19 protein-coding genes are annotated in these 19,817 nt (G+C 69.9%); 8 read left to right on the forward strand and 11 right to left on the reverse strand.

What is annotated here, in order from left to right; genetic code table 11:
• Positions 1–50 precede the first annotated feature (50 nt).
• Entirely contained in the window at positions 51–1,175 is a 1,125-nt protein-coding gene (locus AC5RVZ_RS04275) for a serine hydrolase domain-containing protein (protein ID WP_494064736.1), read from the forward strand.
• Positions 1,176–1,180: 5 nt separating this feature from the next.
• Here AC5RVZ_RS04275 and AC5RVZ_RS04280 read toward each other — a convergent pair whose 3' ends face one another.
• Genes AC5RVZ_RS04280 through AC5RVZ_RS04295 form a run of 4 tightly spaced genes read right to left on the reverse strand, consistent with a single transcriptional unit; the run spans position 1,181 to position 3,927 of the window.
• The gene (locus tag AC5RVZ_RS04280; RefSeq protein WP_494064519.1) at positions 1,181–2,350 is read right to left on the reverse strand and encodes an acyl-CoA dehydrogenase family protein; all 1,170 of its coding nucleotides are present in this window, start codon (positions 2,348–2,350) and stop codon (positions 1,181–1,183) included.
• Between the two features lie 25 nt (positions 2,351–2,375).
• Positions 2,376–3,140, reverse strand: a complete 765-nt coding sequence (locus tag AC5RVZ_RS04285) for an alpha/beta fold hydrolase (protein WP_494064520.1) — start codon at positions 3,138–3,140, stop codon at positions 2,376–2,378.
• A 39-nt stretch (positions 3,141–3,179) separates the two neighbouring features.
• Complete coding sequence (locus tag AC5RVZ_RS04290) at positions 3,180–3,677, reverse strand: MarR family winged helix-turn-helix transcriptional regulator (protein WP_494064521.1); 498 nt, start codon at positions 3,675–3,677, stop codon at positions 3,180–3,182.
• Entirely contained in the window at positions 3,646–3,927 is a 282-nt protein-coding gene (locus tag AC5RVZ_RS04295) for a hypothetical protein (protein WP_494064522.1), read from the reverse strand. The genes AC5RVZ_RS04290 and AC5RVZ_RS04295 overlap by 32 nt, the downstream gene beginning before the upstream one ends.
• Before the next feature lie 164 nt (positions 3,928–4,091).
• On the opposite strand from AC5RVZ_RS04295, the gene AC5RVZ_RS04300 reads away from it, so the two are divergent.
• Positions 4,092–4,496, forward strand: coding sequence for a pilus assembly protein CpaE (locus AC5RVZ_RS04300; protein WP_494064523.1), 405 nt, complete (start codon positions 4,092–4,094; stop codon positions 4,494–4,496).
• A 20-nt stretch (positions 4,497–4,516) separates the two neighbouring features.
• On the opposite strand, the gene AC5RVZ_RS04305 is transcribed toward AC5RVZ_RS04300, so the two are convergent.
• Positions 4,517–5,722, reverse strand: coding sequence for an MFS transporter (locus AC5RVZ_RS04305; RefSeq protein WP_494064524.1), 1,206 nt, complete (start codon positions 5,720–5,722; stop codon positions 4,517–4,519).
• Positions 5,723–6,081: 359 nt separating this feature from the next.
• On the opposite strand from AC5RVZ_RS04305, the gene nrdH reads away from it, so the two are divergent.
• The 4 genes from nrdH to nrdF all read left to right on the forward strand — a co-directional run bounded on the left by nrdH (position 6,082) and on the right by nrdF (position 9,957).
• On the forward strand, positions 6,082–6,315 hold the full coding sequence (gene nrdH, locus AC5RVZ_RS04310) for a glutaredoxin-like protein NrdH (RefSeq protein ID WP_179489201.1): 234 nt from the start codon (positions 6,082–6,084) through the stop codon (positions 6,313–6,315).
• 4 nt (positions 6,316–6,319) lie between these two features.
• Complete coding sequence (gene nrdI, locus AC5RVZ_RS04315) at positions 6,320–6,781, forward strand: class Ib ribonucleoside-diphosphate reductase assembly flavoprotein NrdI (protein WP_494064525.1); 462 nt, start codon at positions 6,320–6,322, stop codon at positions 6,779–6,781.
• Positions 6,766–8,919, forward strand: coding sequence for a class 1b ribonucleoside-diphosphate reductase subunit alpha (nrdE, locus tag AC5RVZ_RS04320; RefSeq protein WP_494064526.1), 2,154 nt, complete (start codon positions 6,766–6,768; stop codon positions 8,917–8,919). Before nrdI ends, nrdE begins: the two co-directional genes overlap by 16 nt.
• A gap of 63 nt (positions 8,920–8,982) precedes the next feature.
• Complete coding sequence (nrdF, locus tag AC5RVZ_RS04325) at positions 8,983–9,957, forward strand: class 1b ribonucleoside-diphosphate reductase subunit beta (RefSeq protein ID WP_494064527.1); 975 nt, start codon at positions 8,983–8,985, stop codon at positions 9,955–9,957.
• A 310-nt stretch (positions 9,958–10,267) separates the two neighbouring features.
• Here nrdF and AC5RVZ_RS04330 read toward each other — a convergent pair whose 3' ends face one another.
• From AC5RVZ_RS04330 to AC5RVZ_RS04350, 5 genes are all read right to left on the reverse strand, one after another.
• The gene (locus tag AC5RVZ_RS04330; protein ID WP_494064528.1) at positions 10,268–11,377 is read right to left on the reverse strand and encodes a class I SAM-dependent methyltransferase; all 1,110 of its coding nucleotides are present in this window, start codon (positions 11,375–11,377) and stop codon (positions 10,268–10,270) included.
• A gap of 49 nt (positions 11,378–11,426) precedes the next feature.
• The gene (locus AC5RVZ_RS04335) at positions 11,427–11,798 is read right to left on the reverse strand and encodes a VOC family protein (protein WP_494064529.1); all 372 of its coding nucleotides are present in this window, start codon (positions 11,796–11,798) and stop codon (positions 11,427–11,429) included.
• A 64-nt stretch (positions 11,799–11,862) separates the two neighbouring features.
• Positions 11,863–14,190: an ATP-binding protein gene (locus tag AC5RVZ_RS04340; RefSeq protein WP_494064530.1), complete on the reverse strand. Its 2,328-nt coding sequence runs from the start codon at positions 14,188–14,190 to the stop codon at positions 11,863–11,865.
• A gap of 13 nt (positions 14,191–14,203) precedes the next feature.
• On the reverse strand, positions 14,204–14,407 hold the full coding sequence (locus AC5RVZ_RS04345; protein WP_494064531.1) for a hypothetical protein: 204 nt from the start codon (positions 14,405–14,407) through the stop codon (positions 14,204–14,206).
• A gap of 29 nt (positions 14,408–14,436) precedes the next feature.
• Positions 14,437–15,273: a class I SAM-dependent methyltransferase gene (locus AC5RVZ_RS04350; RefSeq protein ID WP_494064532.1), complete on the reverse strand. Its 837-nt coding sequence runs from the start codon at positions 15,271–15,273 to the stop codon at positions 14,437–14,439.
• Positions 15,274–15,484: 211 nt separating this feature from the next.
• On the opposite strand from AC5RVZ_RS04350, the gene AC5RVZ_RS04355 reads away from it, so the two are divergent.
• A complete protein-coding gene (locus tag AC5RVZ_RS04355; RefSeq protein ID WP_494064533.1) occupies positions 15,485–18,046 on the forward strand; it encodes an ATP-dependent Clp protease ATP-binding subunit in 2,562 nt (853 codons plus the stop codon).
• A gap of 127 nt (positions 18,047–18,173) precedes the next feature.
• Here the strand turns inward: AC5RVZ_RS04355 and AC5RVZ_RS04360 are convergent, their stop codons facing one another.
• Entirely contained in the window at positions 18,174–18,896 is a 723-nt protein-coding gene (locus tag AC5RVZ_RS04360; RefSeq protein ID WP_494064534.1) for a DUF72 domain-containing protein, read from the reverse strand.
• A gap of 155 nt (positions 18,897–19,051) precedes the next feature.
• Between AC5RVZ_RS04360 and AC5RVZ_RS04365 the strand changes: the two genes are divergently transcribed.
• Positions 19,052–19,792 carry a DUF1684 domain-containing protein gene (locus tag AC5RVZ_RS04365; protein ID WP_494064535.1) on the forward strand — a complete coding sequence of 247 codons (741 nt, stop codon included), beginning with the start codon at positions 19,052–19,054 and terminating at the stop codon, positions 19,790–19,792.
• Positions 19,793–19,817: the final 25 nt, after the last annotated feature.

Raw genomic sequence — 19,817 nt, forward strand, 5'->3', positions numbered from 1 at the left:
GACCTCCGACTCGGATATATCTAGAGGATATAACTAAGGGGTATATCGTGATGGAACTCGGAACCGATCTTCGCACGGTGGCACACCCTGAGCGCGTGGCCGCCGCGATGGCTCACGTGGTGGGCACCGCCGATCGCGCGCGCCGGCGTCGCGGCCTGCCGGCCGCTCACGTGCTGGTGAGAGCGCCCGGCCTCGAGTTCTCGAGCGGCGACCGGGCAGGCCTCTTCCACGCCGCGAGCGTCGGCAAGGCCATGACGGCCGTTCTCGCGTTCCGGCTCGCCGAGGCCGGGCGGCTTGACCTCGATGCGCCGATCACCTCGCTGCTCCCGCGCGGGGAGTGGAGGGGGCTGTTCGTGCGGGACGGACGCGACTTCGCCGCCGCCGTGACCCCGAGACACCTGCTGTCGCACACCAGCGGTGCGGCCGACTACTTCCTCGGCCGCACCCGGGGAGCGCCCCCCTTCGAGCGCCTCCTGGCGGAGGAGCCCGACACCCGCTGGACACCGGATGACCTGCTCGCCTTCAGCCGGGATCACCAGCGGCCCGTCGCAGAGCCGGGACGGCGCTTCTCGTACTCCGACACCGGGTACGTGCTGCTCGCGCGCGTCATCGAAGAGGCCGGTCAGGCCCGGCTCGGGACTCAGCTGCACGCCGGGGTGTTCGAGCCTGCGGGGATGAGCTCGTCCTTCCTGCTGTTCCATACGCTGCCCGGTGGCGCGCCGGCGACGTCGGCACCGGCCGACCATCCTGACATCGCTCCGCTCTGGCTCGGCGGCTTCGAGGCCAGCCGCACACAGAGCCTCAGCTGCGACTGGGGCGGTGGGGGAGTGGTGACCACTGTGGACGATCTCGATCGCTTCACGCGCGCCCTCGGCGAGGGCTTCCTGGTGAAGCCGTCATCGCTCGCGCAGATGCGTCGGCCGCTTCACCGGTTCCGCCCCGGCATCCACTGCGGTGCGGGGCTGATGGAGCTGCGTTACGGGGGATTCTCGCCCTTCCTGCGGACACTTCCGCGCCTCATCGGGCACCTGGGTGTGACGGGCGTGCACGCCTTCACAGCGCCGGAGCTCGGGCTGCGCATCGCGATGAACTTCCACTCCACGCGGGAGATGGTGCGAAGCTTCCGCGTTCACATCCGGCTGGTGCAGCTCGTCGCTGCGGCCCTCGAGGGCTGAGGCGCTCAGCCCTCGACAGGCCCCAACCAGGCCGTCGCCACCGTGGCGTGCGCAGACTCCGGGTCCGAGGGGTGGAACAGCCCCGCCAGCACGTCGCGATACAGGCGGCTGAGCTCGCTGGCGGAGAAGTACGACGATCCGCCGGCGACCAGGATGGCCTCGTCGACGATCCCCTTCGCGGCGGTGACGGCTCGGTGCTTCACTCCCGCCAGCAGCGAGAACCAGCGCGGGCCGTGGTCGGCGAGCTCGTCGATGTCGCGGCACAAGGCGCTCAGCTGCGGCGGCAGCGCGTCGTACGCGAGAGCCATGTCGGCGATGCGCCACCGGATGTCGGGATCCTGGCTGTAGGCCTTTCCGGTCTTCTTCGACGTGCGCTTCCCTGCGGCTGCCACGGCAAGGTCGAGCGCGCGCCGGGCGATGCCGGTGTACACCGACGCGAGGAGGAGCTCGAACACGCTGAAGATCCCGAAGACCAGGGGGTCGGGATTCGGCCCGGGGGCGAGGCGCCGGACGACGCGGTCGGCGGGGGCGAGCGCGCCGTGCAGCTCGGTGGTGCGAGACTGCGTGCCTCGCATGCCGAGCGTGTCCCAGTCGTCGCGAACGACGACCCGCCCCGCGGCCTCCTCCGATCGGGGAACGAACGCGTACACCATCTGCGGCGCGTCCGCCGAGGTGGTGTCCAGGCCGTGCAGGCCCAGCTGGGTCCACACCGGAGCGAGGGACGTGAAGATCTTCGTGCCTGTGAACGCGTAGCCGCCTTCCGGCGTCGGAGCCGCGTCGGTGCCGCTGCCGAACAGTACGAGGTCGTTGCCGGCCTCGCTGATGCCGAAGGCGAAGACCTCGCCGTTCGCCGCTGCCTCCTGCACGAAGCGGAGGGCGCCGATGCCGCGGTCGGCGAGCACCTTGGCCACGCCGGTCCACACCAGATGCATGTTGATCGCGAGGGCCGTCGCAGGCGCAGCTCCGGCGAGGCGCTGCTGCAGCGCGGATGCCTGCTCGAGGGTCAGTCCGGCCCCGCCCAGATCACGCGGGACCAGGATCGACAGGTAGCCGGCCTCGGTGAGGTCGACGAGGTCGGCGTCGGGGAAGACGTTTCGCCGGTCGATGTCGGCGGCACGGGCCCGGAGGCGCTCGAGCAAGTCGTCGGGCAGGATCGAGGCCGGGTCGAAGCTCATGACGCCATTGTCCCGCCCCGCGGGCTCATCGGCCCAGCTCCGCCAGCAGCGCGGCGACGGTCGCCTCGGGTGCGTCGCGATGCGGCGAGTGCCCGGCTCCGGTGACCGTCGACATGGTGAACCGCTCGTTGTCCGCCACGACGGCCTCGGCCGGGGTCCCCCGGAAGATGGAGTAGACCGCCGGATCGGATGCGATCACGTGTGTGGGAACCGCCACCCGCAGCGCCGCGTCCCGCACGTCCCACGTGGCGTTCTGAGCGCTGGTCTGCTCGACCGCCCAGCGGCTCGCCTGCTGCGCGGACAGCGCCTTCAGCTCGACGTCCTGCTCGTGCCAGTGCGGATGCTCGGCGCGCACCGCGGCGGCGGTGGGCTCCTCGAACGCCCGCGTCTGACTGTTGCGCACGATCTCACGATCGCGCTCGGTGAGGGCGATCGCGGGGTCGACGAGCACGAGCCGCCGGGTCCACGCCGGATCGTCGGCGACCGCCACGACGGCGGCCGCGCCACCCAGCGAGTGCCCGATGACGAGATCCCACGCCGCGCGGCCGTCGTGCGGGACGGTCGCGGCCAGGTCGGCGGCGTACGCGTCGATCGTGTAGTCCAGCGCGCGAGGCGCTGCGCCGTGGCCGCGCAGGTCCACGGCATCCGCGCGCCATCCGGCATCGGCCAGCGCGACGCCGAAACGCCACATCAGAGCGCCGTTGGAACCGAGTCCGTGGACGAGGAGCGCGCGGCGACCGGCGTCGGCGGCGCCCCAGGAGAGCCGGGGCAGGGTCACGGGTGAGGGCATGCCGCTCAGCCTAGGGCGGCGCGCGATGAGGCAGCCGGCTCAGGCGAGCGCATCGAGCGCGTCGGCGATGCGGGTCAGGACGTCGGCGGCGCACTCCGCCTCGGTATCGGACAGCTGCTCGATGACCCCGACGATCGCGGAGTGGTGGGCGGCGAACGACTGATCGACGCGTTCGATGGCAGCCTCTGTCGGGATGAGAAGGTGAGCGCGTCGATCGTGGGGATGCTGCACACGGGTGAGCAGGCCGCGCGACTCGAGGCGATCGACCACATTCGTGACCGTGGCGCTGGAGGTCTCCAGCATGACGATGAGGTCTTTCGGGCCGAGATCGCGCCCGTCGCGCTTGCCCTGCACGAGGTAGCGCAGGGCGGTGAGGTCCATGTTCGACAGTCCTGACGCGCGCTGCGCGCGCTGGGCCTGTTGACGCTCCGCTCGCCGAAGACGAAGGACGGCTTCGCTCAGCCGCTGCCCCGCCCGGGTGCGGGGCGGTGCGGCGTAGAGGTGCTCACCTTCGTGGCGCACGACGGTCTGGGGCATGGCTACCTCCGCGAGACTCCTGTTCTGTCCGCTTGATGATCGCCTTCTGCGCCAGGCTCAGCGCGGGGTACTCGCCGACGTACCGCCTGACGGCGTCCCGCGCGAAGAAGCGGGACGGCTCGTGCCGCTCGATCGTCCCCAGGAAGGCGCCGTCGGCGTTGCCCACCCAGAAATTCGGCTCGACCTCGTGCCAGGCGGCGACGTCGTCGTGCTTTCCCGTGCGATGCGCGACATCGTCGATCATCGTCATGCTTGTGCGCTCCTCAGCATCACGCGACACGAAGTGTGACGGCTACTGAATTACACAGCGGGTGAGATACAAACGCACCGGGATTGACATGCTGTGGCGGATGTGCATGCGCTGTGGCGTCGCCTTCCGACCGCTGCTGCCGAGGCTCGGGCGAGAATGGACGCATGATCTCGACGGAGCTGGCCATGGCCCTGCGGGATGCCGGACTCATCTGGCATCCGCATTCCGGCGACCGGTTCCAGCTGGAGGAGCCGGAGTTCGAGGCCGACGTGTTCACGGTCAGCGAGATGACGATCGAGCCGCGCGAGTACCCGACGGGGCGGATCCTCGCCTTCAACGGCACGACCGAGTGGGCGCTCGATTCGGTGGCGCTCGAAGACGCCCTGTGGCTGCCGCACGAGCATCAGCTGCGCGAGCTGCTGCGCGGCGCCTTCCGCACGCTGACACGCCTGCCGGACACGCACGAGGTGGTGATCGAGCTCGCGGGGAAGCGGATGACCTTCGAGCATCCCGAACCCGCCGACGCCTACGCGCTGGCGCTGCTGGAGATGCTGCGCCGCATCGCCTGAGCGTCCCCGGCCGCTCGAGGTCAGTGGATCGTCTGCACCGGCTCGGTGTCGGGAATCGGGCTCGCGTCGCGGCCTCGCAGATCCGGGAAGCCGCGCACGCAGGCCACGGCGACCACGAGGCCGGCCGCCGCGAACGCCGCTGCCGCCACGTACGCGCCGGTCGGGCCGATGTCGTCGATGAGGAAGCCCGCGATCGCGGAGCCCGCGGCCGCGCCGATCAGCTGCCCGGTGCCGACCCATCCGAACGCCTCCGCCGTGTCGCTGAACTTCACACTCGCGGAGGTCATCGCGAACAGCACCGCGAGGGCCGGTGCGATGCCGATGCCGGCCAGGATCAGGGTGCCGCCGAGCCACCACACGTTCAGGGACACGATCGTGAGCGTGAGCCCCACCGTCACGATGAGCAGCCGACGGGCCATCGCCCAGCGGCCGATCGGGATGTGACCCAGGGCGAGCCCGCCGGCGAGGCTGCCGATCGAGAAGACGGCGAGGACGAGACCGGCCTCCAGGCCTCCGTGGTCGAAGGTCGCGACGACGCCCGCCTCCACCGCGGCGCACGCGCCGACGAGGAGGAATCCGACGACCGTCGCCAGCAGCACGGCGGGCTTGGCGAGCACTCGGCCCAGCCCCCGGCGGCTGCGGGGGATCCGCACACGCCCGACCTCGGGGGAGAGGATGAACCAGGCGCCGCCGCCGACGAGGATCGCGACGATGAGCAGCAGCCCCGGGACCGTGCCCGCCTGCGTCGCGACGAAGGTGATGAGCACCGGCGCGATGATCCAGATGATCTCCTGCAGCGAGGCGTCCAACGAGAACAGCGGGGTCAGCTGCCGCGCGGTCACCATCTTCGGGTAGATCGTGCGCACGGCGGACTGGACCGGAGGGGTGGCGAGTCCGCCCAGCAGAGCCAGGGCCATGTATCCCGGCACGGGGAGGTCGAGCAGAGCGATGCCGGTCAGCGAGAGCGCGCAGATGATCAGGGTCGTGGTGAGCACGCGGCGCATGCCCCATCGGCCCATCCATCGGCTCGTCACCGGTCCCGCGACCGCCTGGCCGATCGATGTCGCCGCCAGGACGAGGCCGGCCGCGCCGTACGAGCCCGTCACGTGCTCGATGTGGAGCAGGATCGCGAGGCTCGTCATCCCGTTGGGGAAGCGGGCCGCCAGCTGTGCCGCGATGATGCGTCCGACCCCCGGCGTGCGAAGAAGATCCCGGTAGCCAGCCACCCCACAACGGTACTGCCCCGAGCATGCGGCGGCGACGCGCGCGACACGCCGGTGTGCTCCTCCACAGGTCCGATCCGATGTCGGAGGTCGCTCATAGCCTCCGGCTGTGGATGGATCCCGCCGCGGGGAGCGAAAGCCGCGGGTTTCAGCCCTTTTCCGGGGTTCGGATCCGTGGCCGATCTGTGGATGAAACGGTGGACAACCTGTGTTGTATATGGGGAGAGCGGTGGAGAAATCACATTGATGTAACTACTAGCCCTTGTGGTGCTATCCAATGTCTGCACCCATATGTAGTATTGGACTCCCGGTGGGGGGACTGCCGGAGATTCAACCGGATGTGAGGGGAGAGACGGGTCGACATGGCGATCACGGTCTACACGAAGCCCGCGTGCGTTCAGTGCACGGCGACTTATCGAGCGCTGGACTCGAAGGGTATCGAATACGAGGTTCACGACCTCTCCGAGGACCCGGCGGCCCTCGAGCAGGTCAAGGCGCTGGGCTACCTTCAGGCGCCGGTCGTCATCACGGATGAGGACCACTGGTCGGGCTTCCGTCCCGACAAGATCGACGAGCTCGCAGCGCGACTCGCGTAACGCCATGGCAACCGCGACCGCACAGCGAGACGCGGTTGCCGGGCGAGCGACCGCGAAGCCGCTCCTGGTCTACTTCTCGAGCGTGTCCGGCAACACCGCGCGCTTCATCGAGAAGCTGGGAGCCCGGGCGGTGCGGATCCCGATCCACGCGGGCGATCCGCCGCTCCGGGTCGACGAGCCGTACGTTCTCGTCACCCCGACCTATGGCGGAGGCCAGGGGAGGGGTGTCGAGAAGGGCGCCGTCCCCAAGCAGGTGATCCGGTTCCTCAACGACGAGCACAACCGGAGTCTCATCCGCGGCGTCATCTCCGCGGGGAACACCAACTTCGGCGAGCACTTCTGTCTCGCCGGCGACATCATCAGCCGCAAGTGCGCCGTGCCCCACTTGTATCGGCTCGAAGTATTCGGCACGCCAGAAGATGTGGAACGCGTGAACGCGGGATTGGAACGATGGTGGGAACTCTGACGCAGGCCGACTTCAAGACGGACGCGCGCTTCGAGGGGATGGATTACCACGCCCTCAACGCGATGCTGAACCTGTACGACGCGGACGGCAAGATCCAGTTCGACGCGGACAAGCGTGCGGCGCGGGAGTACTTCCTGCAGCACGTGAACCAGAACACGGTGTTCTTCCACTCCCTGAAGGAGCGGCTGGACTACCTGGTCGAGAAGCAGTACTACGAGGCATCCGTCCTGGAGAAGTACCCGTTCGAGTTCATCCAGGAGCTCAACGACCTGGCGTACTCCAAGAAGTTCCGCTTCGAGACGTTCCTCGGCGCGTTCAAGTACTACACCAGCTACACGCTGAAGACCTTCGACGGCAAGCGCTACCTCGAGCGCTTCGAGGACCGCGTCGTCATGACGGCCCTGGGCCTGGCCGACGGCGACCAGAAGCTCGCGATCGAGCTGGTCGAGGAGATCATCTCGGGCCGGTTCCAGCCTGCGACGCCGACGTTCCTCAACACCGGCAAGGCGCAGCGCGGTGAGCTCGTGTCGTGCTTCCTGCTGCGCATCGAGGACAACATGGAGTCGATCGCGCGCGGCATCAACTCCGCGCTGCAGCTGAGCAAGCGCGGCGGCGGCGTCGCGCTCCTGCTGTCGAACATCCGCGAGGCCGGTGCCCCGATCAAGCAGATCGAGAACCAGTCCAGCGGCATCATCCCGGTGATGAAGCTGCTCGAGGACTCGTTCTCGTACGCCAACCAGCTGGGCGCGCGCCAGGGCGCCGGCGCGGTGTACCTGAGCGCCCACCACCCCGACATCCTGCGGTTCCTCGACACCAAGCGCGAGAACGCCGACGAGAAGATCCGCATCAAGACCCTGTCGCTGGGCGTCGTGATCCCCGACATCACGTTCGAGCTGGCCAAGAACGACGAGGACATGTACCTGTTCTCGCCGTACGACGTCGAGCGCGTCTACGGCGTGCCGTTCGGCGACATCTCGGTGACCGAGAAGTACCGCGAGATGGTCGACGACGCGCGGATCAAGAAGACCAAGATCAACGCCCGCGAGTTCTTCCAGACGCTCGCCGAGATCCAGTTCGAGTCCGGCTACCCCTACATCATGTTCGAGGACACGGTGAACAAGGCCAACCCGATCAAGGGCCGGATCAACATGTCGAACCTGTGCTCGGAGATCCTGCAGGTCAACACGCCGACCACCTACAACGAGGACCTGTCGTACGCCCAGATCGGCAAGGACATCTCCTGCAACCTGGGCTCGATGAACATCGCGCTCGCGATGGACGGCAGGAACCTCGGCAAGACCGTCGAGACGGCCATCCGCGCTCTGACGGCGGTGAGCGACCAGAGCCACATCCGCTCGGTGCGCTCCATCGAGGACGGCAACGACCGCTCGCACGCGATCGGCCTCGGCCAGATGAACCTGCACGGATACCTCGCCCGCGAGCACGTCCACTACGGGTCGGAAGAGGGCGTCGACTTCACGAACATCTACTTCTACACGGTGCTGTTCCACGCGCTGCGTGCGTCGAACCTCCTCGCCATCGAGCGCGGCCAGGTCTTCGACGGGTTCTGGGACTCCAAGTACGCCTCGGGGGAGTTCTTCGACAAGTACACCGACCAGGTGTGGGAGCCGAAGACCGACAAGGTCAAGCAGCTCTTCGCCGGCATCCCGATCCCGACGCAGGAGGACTGGAAGCAGCTCAAGGCCAGCATCCAGCAGTACGGCATCTACAACCAGAACCTGCAGGCGGTGCCTCCCACGGGCTCCATCTCGTACATCAACAACTCGACCAGCTCGATCCACCCGATCGCGTCGAAGATCGAGATCCGCAAGGAAGGCAAGCTCGGCCGGGTGTACTACCCGGCGCCGTTCATGACCAACGACAACCTGGAGTACTTCCAGGACGCGTACGAGATCGGCTACGAGAAGGTCATCGACACGTACGCCGCCGCCACGCAGCACGTGGACCAGGGCCTGTCGCTCACGCTGTTCTTCAAGGACACCGTCACCACGCGCGACATCAACAAGGCGCAGATCTACGCGTGGAAGAAGGGCATCAAGACCATCTACTACATCCGCCTGCGGCAGATGGCGCTCGAGGGCACCGAGGTCGAGGGCTGCGTCTCGTGCATGCTGTGACGCACGAGGCCGCCGCGATCTCGACCATCCCTTCGCCGACACGCCCACACACCGAGGAACGACATGGCTGAGAAGCTGCAGCTGCTGGACAAGGTCCAGGCGATCAACTGGAACCGCATCGAGGACGAGAAGGACGTCGAGGTGTGGAACCGCCTCGTCAACAACTTCTGGCTGCCCGAGAAGGTGCCGCTGTCCAACGACATCCAGTCGTGGAACACCCTCACGCCCGAGGAGCAGACGCTCACGATGCGCGTGTTCACCGGGCTGACGCTGTTGGACACCATCCAGGGCACCGTCGGCGCGGTCTCGCTGATCCCCGACGCCGTGACCCCGCACGAGGAGGCGGTGTACACCAACATCGCGTTCATGGAGTCGGTGCACGCGAAGTCGTACTCCTCGATCTTCTCGACGCTGTGCTCGACGAAGGAGATCGAAGAGGCGTTCCGCTGGTCGGTCGAGAACGAGAACCTTCAGAAGAAGGCTCAGATCGTCATGGAGTACTACCGCGGCGACGAGCCCCTCAAGCGCAAGGTCGCCTCGACCCTGCTGGAGTCGTTCCTGTTCTACTCGGGCTTCTACCTGCCGATGCACTGGTCCAGCCGCGCCAAGCTCACCAACACCGCCGACCTGATCCGCCTCATCATCCGCGACGAGGCCGTGCACGGGTACTACATCGGCTACAAGTTCCAGCGCGGCCTGGAGCGCGTCGACGAGGCCACGCGGCAGGACATCAAGGACTACACGTTCTCGCTCCTGTACGAGCTCTACGACAACGAGGTGCAGTACACGCAGGACCTCTACGACGGCGTCGGACTGACCGAGGACGTCAAGAAGTTCCTGCACTACAACGCCAACAAGGCGCTGATGAACCTCGGATACGAGGCGATGTTCCCATCGAGCGTCACGGACGTGAACCCCGCCATCCTGTCCGCCCTGTCTCCGAACGCCGACGAGAACCACGACTTCTTCAGCGGGTCCGGCTCGTCGTACGTCATCGGCAAGGCCGAGGCCACCGAGGACGAGGACTGGGACTTCTAGAACCCCGGGTCGGCGCGGAACCACGCGTCTCCCAGCAACAGGAAGGGCCCCCGCCGCACGGCGGGGGCCCTTCCGCGTGCACCGCCGATGCGCCTCAGCGGATTCGAGGAAGTCGCGTAATAATCGGCCCCTTCCGTCATCTCTGAGTCGGAAGGCGCCGGAGTCCCGGTCCGGCGCCGGTCGCGGAACCGCATCCGCGACCACCCGGGGGCTCGGCTGGTCTGCACCCGAGCCCCCGGGTCATCCGGACCTCGCGCGCGAACGCCTCGCCGTCCGCGACGAGCGCTCCAGCGCATGACCGGGCTGCTGGTCAGCGCTTGACGGACGCGGTCACCGTGAACTTGGCGTTCCGTGCGATCTGACGCGTGGGGCCCACGAGGCGCTCGAGCGTCGGCCGATAGTGGAGGCCCGAGTTCCACACCGTCCACAGTTGGCCGCCGGCGCGCAGCACGCGGGCCGCATCGGCGAACATGCGCGGCGCGATGCCCTCGTGGACGGCGGCGCCGGAGTGGAACGGGGGATTGAGCGCGATGAACGCGGCGCTGCCGTCGCCGCGACCCGACAGCATGTCCTCCCGGACGACGTCGACGCGGTCGGCGACGCCGTTGGCGACCGCCGTCGCACGAGCCGAGGCCACGGCCGCGGCGGACTGATCGCACGCATGGACACGAAGCGACGGATGCCGAAGCGCGAGGGCTGCCGCCACGACGCCGTTGCCGCACGCCAGGTCGATCGCAGGGACGTCCGCGGGGATCTCCGCGGGAAGATTCTCCAGCAGGAACCGCGTGCCGATGTCGAGGGCCGCGCCGGCGAAGACCCCTCCGTAGGCGCACACCACGACGCCGTCGTGCTGCTGCGTCCGCGGCTGCGGATCGTGACCGTCCTGCGGACCGCGCGCGATGAGGACGCGGGACTTCTGCCGGGCGTGCGTGACGTCCACGCGCGCGAAGTGCTCTCCGAGCACGTCGTTCATCGTCGTCGTCATGTGCTTGACCCGTCCGCCGGCGTAGACGACGACATCCGGGGCCGCGTATGCCGCGACCAGCGCCGCCGCGTCGCGCAGGGCGTCCAAGGATCGGGGAAGACGCAGGAGCACCACGCGGGCGTTCCGCACCAGCTCCGCGGTCAGCTCGTGCGAGGCGAACGCACCCGTCAAGCCCAGCCGCTCGGCGTTCGCGACCAGGGCGCGCTCGCCGGTGACGGCGTCCTGATGCACACGGATGCCGCGCGCGCCGGCACTCGCCGCCGCGAGCGTCAGCGCGCCGTAGCCGTCGCCGATCACGACGATCCCGCCGGGCTCGGCCGCCGCTCGCCCGGCCGCGGACTCGTCGAGGATCAGCCGGTCGGCGGCATCCGAGGCGACGAGGTCGGGCGCCTCGACGTCGGGCCAGCGCCGCAGAGCCTCGAACGGGAACGTCACCGCTCCACGCTACCGAGGCTCGAGCCGAGCGACGAGGTCTGCGGCGCGGTCAGGCGCGCGGGGGCAGCTGCTGCAGCGTCCAGCTGTTGCCGTCAGGGTCGTCGAAGGTGACGAAACGCCCCCACGACTGCTCATCGACGCCGTGCGCGTCGACGCCGAGCCGGCGCAGGTGCGCCAGCGCCTCGTCGGCGTCGGGCACGACGACCTGGATGGAATCCTGCTGGCCCGGCTTCAGTCGCCCGCCCAGATCGGTGCCGAAGGCGATCGAGCACGCCGAGCCGGGCGGGGTCATCTGCACGAACCGCAGACCCTCGTACGGCGTGTGATCGTGGTCGGCGTGGAACCCGATGCGGCTGTAGAACTCCTTCGCCCGGTCCACATCGCTCACCGGTACGAAGATGAGCTCGATCCTCCACTCCATGACCCGCTCCGTTCCTGGGGAGACCGCCTCCCTCGGGTCCACGGTAGGCGGCATCCCGGACGCATCATGTCCGCGATCTCGCGGGCTGGGCCGGCATCGCCGCGTGCGCGAACGTCGCGGACAGTTCGGGAGGGCACGCGGCCGTCGCGACCTCGACGCCCGCGCGCTCTGCGAGCGCCTGCAGCGATCGCAGAGCGGCGGCCTCGTCGCCGGCATCGCGATAGGCGGCGACCATGCGCGTGAGTGTCGTGACCTGTCGGGCGGTGTCGTTCGCCGCCGTCGCGATGCCGAGGGCCTCCTCGAGTGCGTGCACGCGCGCCTCGGGGACGCGCGTGCGCGCGGCCCGCAGCAGCAGTCCGCGGTTGACGCAGCGGAGGTCGCCGAGCTGCCGGAACGTGTCGATGAGATCGGTCAGCTCGCTGCCGGCGTCCACGCCGAGCGTCGCCAGCGCCAGCCGGGCGTGCGCCAGCTCGTGCTCGTTGCCCGTGCGCTCGGCGTACTCCGCGCAGCTGGTCGCCCACGCGGCAGCCCGGGCCGTATCGAACCCCGCCTCCGCGGCGGTGAGGGCCATCATGAACCGGACGTTGTTTACATGGACCTCGTCGCCGGCTTCGGCGTAGGCGAGCACCGCCGTCTCGAAGGCGTCGAGGGCCGCGCCGAGCAGGTCGGGGTCGTTGCCGCTCAGCGCCATGGCGCGCAGCGCCACGCCCCGGTGCTGGCGCGTCGCGGCGAGCTGCCATCGCTCGTCGAGAGCGATCGCGAGCCGCTCCGCGATCTCGAGGTGGGCAAGCGCCGAGCGGGGAGCGGGCCCGTGTGCCGCGGCGAGGCCTGCCAGCCGGTGTGCGGCCAGCCGTCCCAGGTCGTCGTCCGCGAGGGCGAGCGCACGACGGGCGAGAGCCGACACCAGGTCGACGTCGATGAACGACAGCGCGTCGCCGAGCGCGAGGAGCTGCCGCGGCGTGGCGTGGGCGAGCACGTTCTCGTCCCGGGCGGCGCGCGCGAGGCCTTCCAGGCTGTCGACATCCGAGCCGTACTGCTCGACGCCCACCGCGAGCGATCCCGCCAGCGACGGAGCAAGCGGACTGGCGGTCGCGATCGCCCAGCGCAGCGCGGCGTTGGCCTCGGGGCACAGCAGCGCCGAGGTCGTCAGCGCCTCGCGGCTGCTGTCGCTGCGCGCCCGATCGGCGAACGCCGACGCGGTGGCCTCGATGTGCGCGGCATGTCGCTCGCGGACCTCGTCGACCAGGGCGGGATCGGTGCGATCCAGCACGAACTCCCGCAGCACGGCCAGCAGCCGCCATCGCGGAGGGCGGACGGACGCCGGCACCACGAGCGACCGGTCCAGCAGCCGCATCACCGTCCCCTCGGCCCGGTCGTGGGTGACGGCGATGGCGAGGTCGATGTCGAAGGTGCGGGGAAGCGAGGCCAGGCGCCGCAGCACGTCCTGCTCGTCGGTCGACAGCAGCTCCCAGCTCCACTCGAACGCGGTGGCCAGGCTGCGGTGACGGCCCTCCGGCGCGGCCCGGTCCAGCATCGCGAAGTCCCGGTCCAGGCGGGCGGCGAGCTCCTCGAGCGGCACGTGACGCGCGGCCGAGGCGGCCAGTTCGAGCGCCAGCGGAAGACCTTCCAGGCGCCTGGCGATGTGGTGCGCCGTCTCGATCCGGTCGGGGTCGACCGTGCCGCCGGACGCCTCGATCCTGTCGAGCAGCACCGCGGTGGCCGGCGCGTCGACGCCGTCGGTGCTCAGCGGCGCGAGCGGGATCACGACCTCGTCTGCTCCTCCCAGCGGAGTTCGGGACGTCGTCAGCACCGTCAGGCGGGGCGCTCGGTCGCGCAGCCGCGACACGACCTCGCCGGTCGCCCGCGCGACATGATCGGCATTGTCCAGGAGCAGGAGCGATTCGTGCGAAGACAAGGCGACGGCCGCCGATTCGATCGCATCCTGCCCCGGCGACGGTTCGAGGCCCAGCGTGCGGGCCAGCCGCTGCACGACGTCCTCGCGTGTCGCGTGCTCGAGCTCGACGATGATCGGCACGCGATCGTGTGCGTTGCGGGCGTACTCGAGGGCGAGCCGCGTCTTGCCGACGCCTCCCGGGCCGACGATCGTGACCTGCGGATGCCCAGCGAGAAGCTCGCGCAATCGTGCCAGGTCGCGACCGCGCCCGCGCAGCGGGTTGGCGGGCGTCCGCACGGCGGACTCGCGGAACTCCCGCGCGCCCGCGACGAGCCCCGCCCGGCTGTCGACGTGCAGCTTGCGGCGGAGGCTCGCGATGTGGCTCTCGACGGTGCGCACCGAGATGAACAACTCCGCGGCGATCTCGGGGTTGCTCAGTCGTCGCTCCACGGCGGCGAGCACCGCGCGTTCGCGCGGTGTGAGGGGCGTGCCCACCACGCCGCCAGTGTACTCACGCATCACCCGGAAGGAGAGGGCGGATGCCGCGCCGCCCCCGGGCGGCGGGCCGTGCGACCGGTTCGGCGCCGGCGTGCGGTGCGCGGGTGCGCCGGGTCTGCTCCGCGCCCCGCTCGCGGATGCGGCGCACGAGCTCGAGGTCCAGCTGCCGCCGCTCGCGCTCCATGAGCCAGAGCGCGAAGGGATCGTACGCGGACATCCGCCCGTCTCCTTCCGGGTTGCGCCGCGTCAGCGCACCGTCGCGGTGAAGAGCAGGAACTCCCACTCCATGGCGCCGTCGGTCCCCACCGCGTCGTCGCCGAGTGCGACCAGCGCGGCATCGAGGGCCGCGATGCGCTCAGGGTCGTCGGCGTTGCGGTTGTAGACGGCGATCGTCGGGCCGTAGTGCGAAGCGAAGTACGCCCGGAACTGCTCGCCGTCGGCGAAACGGTCGATGCGGACGGTTTCGCGGGTGGCCCGGACGTTCTCGACGCGGTCGCCGAGCAGTGCGCGCACGTGCTGCTCGTCGCCCCACAGCGGCGGCGGCTGCGCGCCCGCCGGCGGTGGTGCGTTGAAGGGCTTCATGGTCGCGAACATGCGGCCGATGAAGCCTGCCGGCGTCCAGCTGAGCAGCCCGATGCGGCCGCCGGGCCGCGTGACGCGCAGCAGCTCGGCCGCGGCCCGCTCGTGGTGCGGCGCGAACATCACGCCGACGCACGACAGCACGACATCGAACGCGTCGTCGGGGAACGGCAGCGCCTCGGCGTCGCCTGGCACCCACTCCAGGGTGGCTCCCGCCTCGCTCGCGCGCTGACGTCCGGCCTCGAACAGCTCCGGGGTGAGATCGCTCGCGACCACGTCCGCGCCGCGCAGCGCCGCCGGGATCGCGGCATTGCCGGTGCCGGCGGCGACATCGAGCACCCGCTCGCCGGCGCGCACGTCGACGGCGGCGACAAGGCGGGGCCCGAGCGACCAGATGAGGTCGGAGGCGAGGGCGGGGTAGTCGCCGGACGCCCACATCGCGCGGTGCTTGTCCTTGAGCGCCCTGTCCTCGTTCTCGATGGTGGGGGTCTGGGATTCGGTCATGTCCTTCTCCTTTTCGTCGGTGGACAGTGAAAGCGTCCTCCGGCCGCCGCGGCGGCACATCCGTGCGGGACACGGAAATGCGCGCGGGGGACACGGAATCCGTCTCCGCGACGTTCCGGGAATACCCCCGGCGCGACACGGTTGAACTTGATACGGCTGTGCTCAAGTTCTTAAACTTGACAGCACCGCACTCAAGTTCAGGAGAGATGGAATGCCCGAAGACTTCACACCCTCGAGCGGCGCCGACGACCACGGAAGCTCGTTCGACGAGTTCCTGGCGCGCTACCTCGCGGGGGAGCGCGCTCGCGCGGAGCGGTCGATCGACCTCAGTCGCTTCCTCGGCGCTCGCACGCAGCAGCTGCTGCAGCGCGCCGGCCGTTACGCCCTCGAGCGAGGGCAGCACGAACTGGACGCCCTGCACGTGCTGCGGGTCCTCGCCGCCGAATCGCCGGCCAAGGACGCGATCGAGCGCATCGGCGCCGATCCCCGCGCCATCGTCCGCGCCACCGAGGAGCGGCTGCCCGCGGCATCCCGCCCGGCGGATGTCGACGGCGCGGTCGTGACGCCCTCGGTCCAGCGCGCCCTGTTCCACGCCTTCCAGGTCGCCCGGTCCTCCGGGTCGACCTACGTCGACCCTGAGCACCTGTTCTTCGCGCTCGTGCTCGCGCAGGACACCCCCGCCGGCCAGGTCCTGGCCCGCGCCGGTGTGACCGCGGAGGCGCTGACCCAGGGGGTCCGCGAGACGGTGTCGCCCAGCGGCGCCCCGGAGGCCGACGAGGAGGCCGACGCCGCGGCATCCGACACCCCGATGCTCGACACCTACGGCACCGACCTCACGGCGCGCGCGTCCGCGGGCGAGCTGGACCCGGTGATCGGACGCGCCGACGAGATCGAGCAGACCATCGAGATCCTCAGCCGCCGGACCAAGAACAACCCCGTGCTGGTGGGCGAGGCCGGTGTCGGCAAGACCGCCATCGTCGAGGGCCTGGCCCAGGCCATCGTCGAGGGCACGGTTCCCGAGCAGCTCGTGGGCAAGCGCGTCGTCGCGCTGGATCTGGCCGCCATGCTCGCCGGAACGCGCTACCGCGGCGACTTCGAGGAGCGCCTCACCAAGACGATGGACGAGATCGCCGCGCACAAGGGCGAGCTCATCGTCTTCATCGACGAGATCCACACCGTGGTCGGCGCCGGCGGCGCCGGCGACGGCGCCATGGACGCCGGCAACATCCTCAAGCCGCGTCTGGCCCGCGGCGAGCTGCACCTCGTCGGCGCGACGACGCTGAAGGAGTACCGCGTCATCGAGAAGGATGCCGCGCTCGAGCGCCGCTTCCAGCCGGTGAAGGTGGGCGAGCCCTCGATCGAGGACGCCGTGCTCATCCTGCGCGGGCTGAAGGCCGCCTACGAGGAGCACCACGGCATCGTCTACACCGATGAGGCGCTGCGCGCGGCCGTGGAGCTGAGCGACCGCTACCTGACCGAGCGGGTGCTCCCCGACAAGGCCATCGACCTCATCGATCAGGCGGGCGCCCGGCTGCGCCTGCGACTGGGGGCCCAGGTGGACGTGAGCGCCCTCCTCGAGCGTCTGGCGACGCTCGAGGCGGACAAGAACGCCGCCGTCTCGGCCGAGCACTACGAAGAGGCCTCGCGCATCCGCGACGAGATCACCGAGGTGCAGGCGCGGCTCGAGCGGGCCACCGCCGCCGGCGCCGCCCTGACGCCCGACGCCATCGTGGACGAGCCTGAGATCGCCGCCGTGGTCAGCCGCGCCACCGGCATCCCCGTGAGCCGACTCACCGAGACGGAGCGCGAGCGCCTGTCGCATCTGGAGGACGAGCTGCACGCTCGCGTCATCGGGCAGGACGATGCGGTGACCGCGGTCGCCAAGGCCGTGCGGCGCAACCGCACCGGGATGGGCGACGCGCGCCGTCCGGTCGGCTCGTTCCTCTTCCTCGGGCCCACCGGCGTGGGCAAGACCGAGCTCGCGAAGGCGCTCGCAGCGTCGCTGTTCGACGACGAGGCCGCGGTGATCCGGTTCGACATGAGCGAGTTCGGCGAGCGTCACACCGTCTCGCGCCTGGTCGGAGCCCCTCCCGGATACGTCGGCTACGACGAGGCCGGACAGCTGACCGAGCGCGTCCGCCGCAACCCGTACTCGATCGTGCTGTTCGACGAGATCGAGAAGGCGCACCCGGACGTGTTCAACCTGCTGCTGCAGGTGCTCGATGACGGCCGGCTGACCGACGGGCAGGGGCGCACGGTCGACTTCCGCAACACCGTGGTGGTGATGACCTCCAACCTCGGCTCGGAGTTCCTCGCTTCACGCGCCGGGGCCATCGGCTTCATCGCGGACGGGGGAGGCGCGACCGGCTTCGGATCCGAGAAGGACCTGCGCGACCGCGTCTTCGGCAAGCTCCGCGAGGCGATGCGGCCGGAGTTCCTCAACCGCATCGACGAGATCGTGCTGTTCCGCAAGCTGGAGAAGGAGCAGCTGCGCGACATCGTCCGGCTGCTGCTCGGTGCGACCGAGGGACGGCTGGCCAAGCGCGAGGTCGGCCTCGTCGTGACGGATGCCGCCGTGGCCTGGCTCGCCGAGCACGGCTATGAGCCCGAGTACGGCGCGCGTCCGCTGCGCCGTCTGATCCAGCGCGAGGTCGACGACCGCATCGCGGACCTCTTCGTCACCGGCGAGCTCGCGGAGGGCGGCACCGTCACGGTGGATGCCTCCGACGAGGGGATCCGGGTGCGGGCGGATCAGCTGGCCGCCGCGGCGTAGCAGCCGCAAGGCTGCGAGCATCGAGGGCGTCGCGCCGTCAGGCGCGGCGCTCTCGTCCGTCGCCGCGTCAGCCGCTCAGCATCCCGCGCAGCGTCCACGCGTTGCGCACGGCGCTGCCCTCGCCGCATCAGCCGCTCAGCATCCCGCGCAGCGTCCACGCGTTGCGCACGGCGTTGCCCTCGCCGTCGTTGTTGAAGTACGCGTACACCTCGTGACCGGCCCGTTCCCACTCCCGGATGCGCTCGGCCCACCACGACAGGTCGGCATCCGAGTACGAGCCGCCGTACAGGTGATCCGGGTCCGGCCCGTGGAGCCGCACGTACACCAGGTGCGCGGTGGCCCGCAGGATGCACGGCAGCCGCGCCCCGCTCATGACGCAGTACGCGGCGCCGTGCCGCTCGAGCAGCCGGAACACGTCGTCGTGGTTCCACGAGTCGTGACGGAACTCCACGACGGGTCGGGTCCAGTCCGGGAGCACCCGGAGGAAGTAGTCCAGTCTCGCGTCGTCCCGCTCCATCGTCGGAGGGAGCTGCACGATGAGCGGTCCTCGCCGCCCCGCGAGGGCGTGCAGGCCAGCGGTGACGCGGTCGATCCACACCTCCGGCTCCCGCAGGCGCCGCGCATGCGTGAGCCCGCGCGGCGCCTTGACGGTCATCTCGAAACCCTCGGGCAGTCGTTCTCGCCACGCGCCGAAACGCTGCTCGGACGGCCACCGATAGAAGCTGCCGTTGAGCTCGACGGTGTCGAACTCGCCGACGTAGGTCTGCAGCCAGCGACGCTGGTCGGCCCCGTGGTAGAGCACACCGCGCCAGTGCGGGTAGACCCAACCCGATGTGCCGATCCGTGCCATGCGTCCAGCCTGCTGATCGTCGCAGAGCCGCGCCAGCGGGTTGCCCAATCCGCTGGCTCCCGCTAGCGCCAGCGCAGAATGCACGACACGCCCGGGACGCGCGAAACAAGCAGAAACGGAATTTCCGGATCCCGCGCACCATTTGTTCTCCTGTGATGGTGACAACAGCAACCCTGGTCGAGCACGAGGAATGGATCCGGTCGCGCCACGAGAAGGTGACCGCCCCCGACGGTGCGCTGTCGCTCGTGCTGACGCACTGGTCGCCGGCCGGTGAGCCTCCCGTCGACGAGGCCACGGCACGCGCCGGCCACCCCGCCGACGCCCTGTTCACGCGGCTGCGTCGCGCCGACATCGACTCGGGTCTCCCGCAGGAGGGGTACCGCATCTGGCGGAAAGACTCCCCGGCGCAGCGCGCGTTCCAGGGCATCGAGTACTACGACTACGACCCGGCTTGGGTCATCCCGGGACGGTTCGAGCTCGTCGACGAGCAGCGCGTCGTGCCCTTCGAGCACATCAAGGACGCCGGCGCCACCCGCGGGCTCCCGGTCTCGGGCGATCTCGTGTTCGAGGTCGACGGCACCGAGTACCGGCTGAACGCCTTCGACACCGTCTACGGGGGCACCGCCAAGCTGCAGCTCGTCTTCGGCGACCGCACCAACGGCGCCGAGAGCTACGGCGCCGGGCGGTTCCTCTTCCTCGACCGGCCCGCCCCCGACCGCGAGCTGGCCCCGGGTGACAGCATCCCGATCACGATCGACTTCAACCGCGCCACCGTGCCGCCGTGCGGCTTCTCCAACCAGATGAACTGCCCGCTGCCGCCGCTGCAGAACCGCCTGCCGTTCCCGGTGCGCGCGGGCGAGAAGCGCGTGCGGTTCGCCGACGGCTTCACGCTGTAGCGCCTCCGCGCCGCGCTTGAACGGC

Source organism: Arthrobacter sp. Cza30 (assembly GCF_059090765.1).

Coding starts and splice junctions, on each gene's coding strand:
- AC5RVZ_RS04275 (WP_494064736.1), top strand. CDS start 51: ATGGAACTCGGAACCGATCTTCGCACGGTGGCACACCCTGAGCGCGTG.
- AC5RVZ_RS04280 (WP_494064519.1), bottom strand. CDS start 2,350: ATGAGCTTCGACCCGGCCTCGATCCTGCCCGACGACTTGCTCGAGCGC.
- AC5RVZ_RS04285 (WP_494064520.1), bottom strand. CDS start 3,140: ATGCCCTCACCCGTGACCCTGCCCCGGCTCTCCTGGGGCGCCGCCGAC.
- AC5RVZ_RS04290 (WP_494064521.1), bottom strand. CDS start 3,677: ATGCCCCAGACCGTCGTGCGCCACGAAGGTGAGCACCTCTACGCCGCA.
- AC5RVZ_RS04295 (WP_494064522.1), bottom strand. CDS start 3,927: ATGACGATGATCGACGATGTCGCGCATCGCACGGGAAAGCACGACGAC.
- AC5RVZ_RS04300 (WP_494064523.1), top strand. CDS start 4,092: ATGATCTCGACGGAGCTGGCCATGGCCCTGCGGGATGCCGGACTCATC.
- nrdH (WP_179489201.1), top strand. CDS start 6,082: ATGGCGATCACGGTCTACACGAAGCCCGCGTGCGTTCAGTGCACGGCG.
- nrdI (WP_494064525.1), top strand. CDS start 6,320: ATGGCAACCGCGACCGCACAGCGAGACGCGGTTGCCGGGCGAGCGACC.
- nrdE (WP_494064526.1), top strand. CDS start 6,766: ATGGTGGGAACTCTGACGCAGGCCGACTTCAAGACGGACGCGCGCTTC.
- nrdF (WP_494064527.1), top strand. CDS start 8,983: ATGGCTGAGAAGCTGCAGCTGCTGGACAAGGTCCAGGCGATCAACTGG.
- AC5RVZ_RS04335 (WP_494064529.1), bottom strand. CDS start 11,798: ATGGAGTGGAGGATCGAGCTCATCTTCGTACCGGTGAGCGATGTGGAC.
- AC5RVZ_RS04345 (WP_494064531.1), bottom strand. CDS start 14,407: ATGTCCGCGTACGATCCCTTCGCGCTCTGGCTCATGGAGCGCGAGCGG.
- AC5RVZ_RS04350 (WP_494064532.1), bottom strand. CDS start 15,273: ATGACCGAATCCCAGACCCCCACCATCGAGAACGAGGACAGGGCGCTC.
- AC5RVZ_RS04355 (WP_494064533.1), top strand. CDS start 15,485: ATGCCCGAAGACTTCACACCCTCGAGCGGCGCCGACGACCACGGAAGC.
- AC5RVZ_RS04360 (WP_494064534.1), bottom strand. CDS start 18,896: ATGGCACGGATCGGCACATCGGGTTGGGTCTACCCGCACTGGCGCGGT.
- AC5RVZ_RS04365 (WP_494064535.1), top strand. CDS start 19,052: ATGGTGACAACAGCAACCCTGGTCGAGCACGAGGAATGGATCCGGTCG.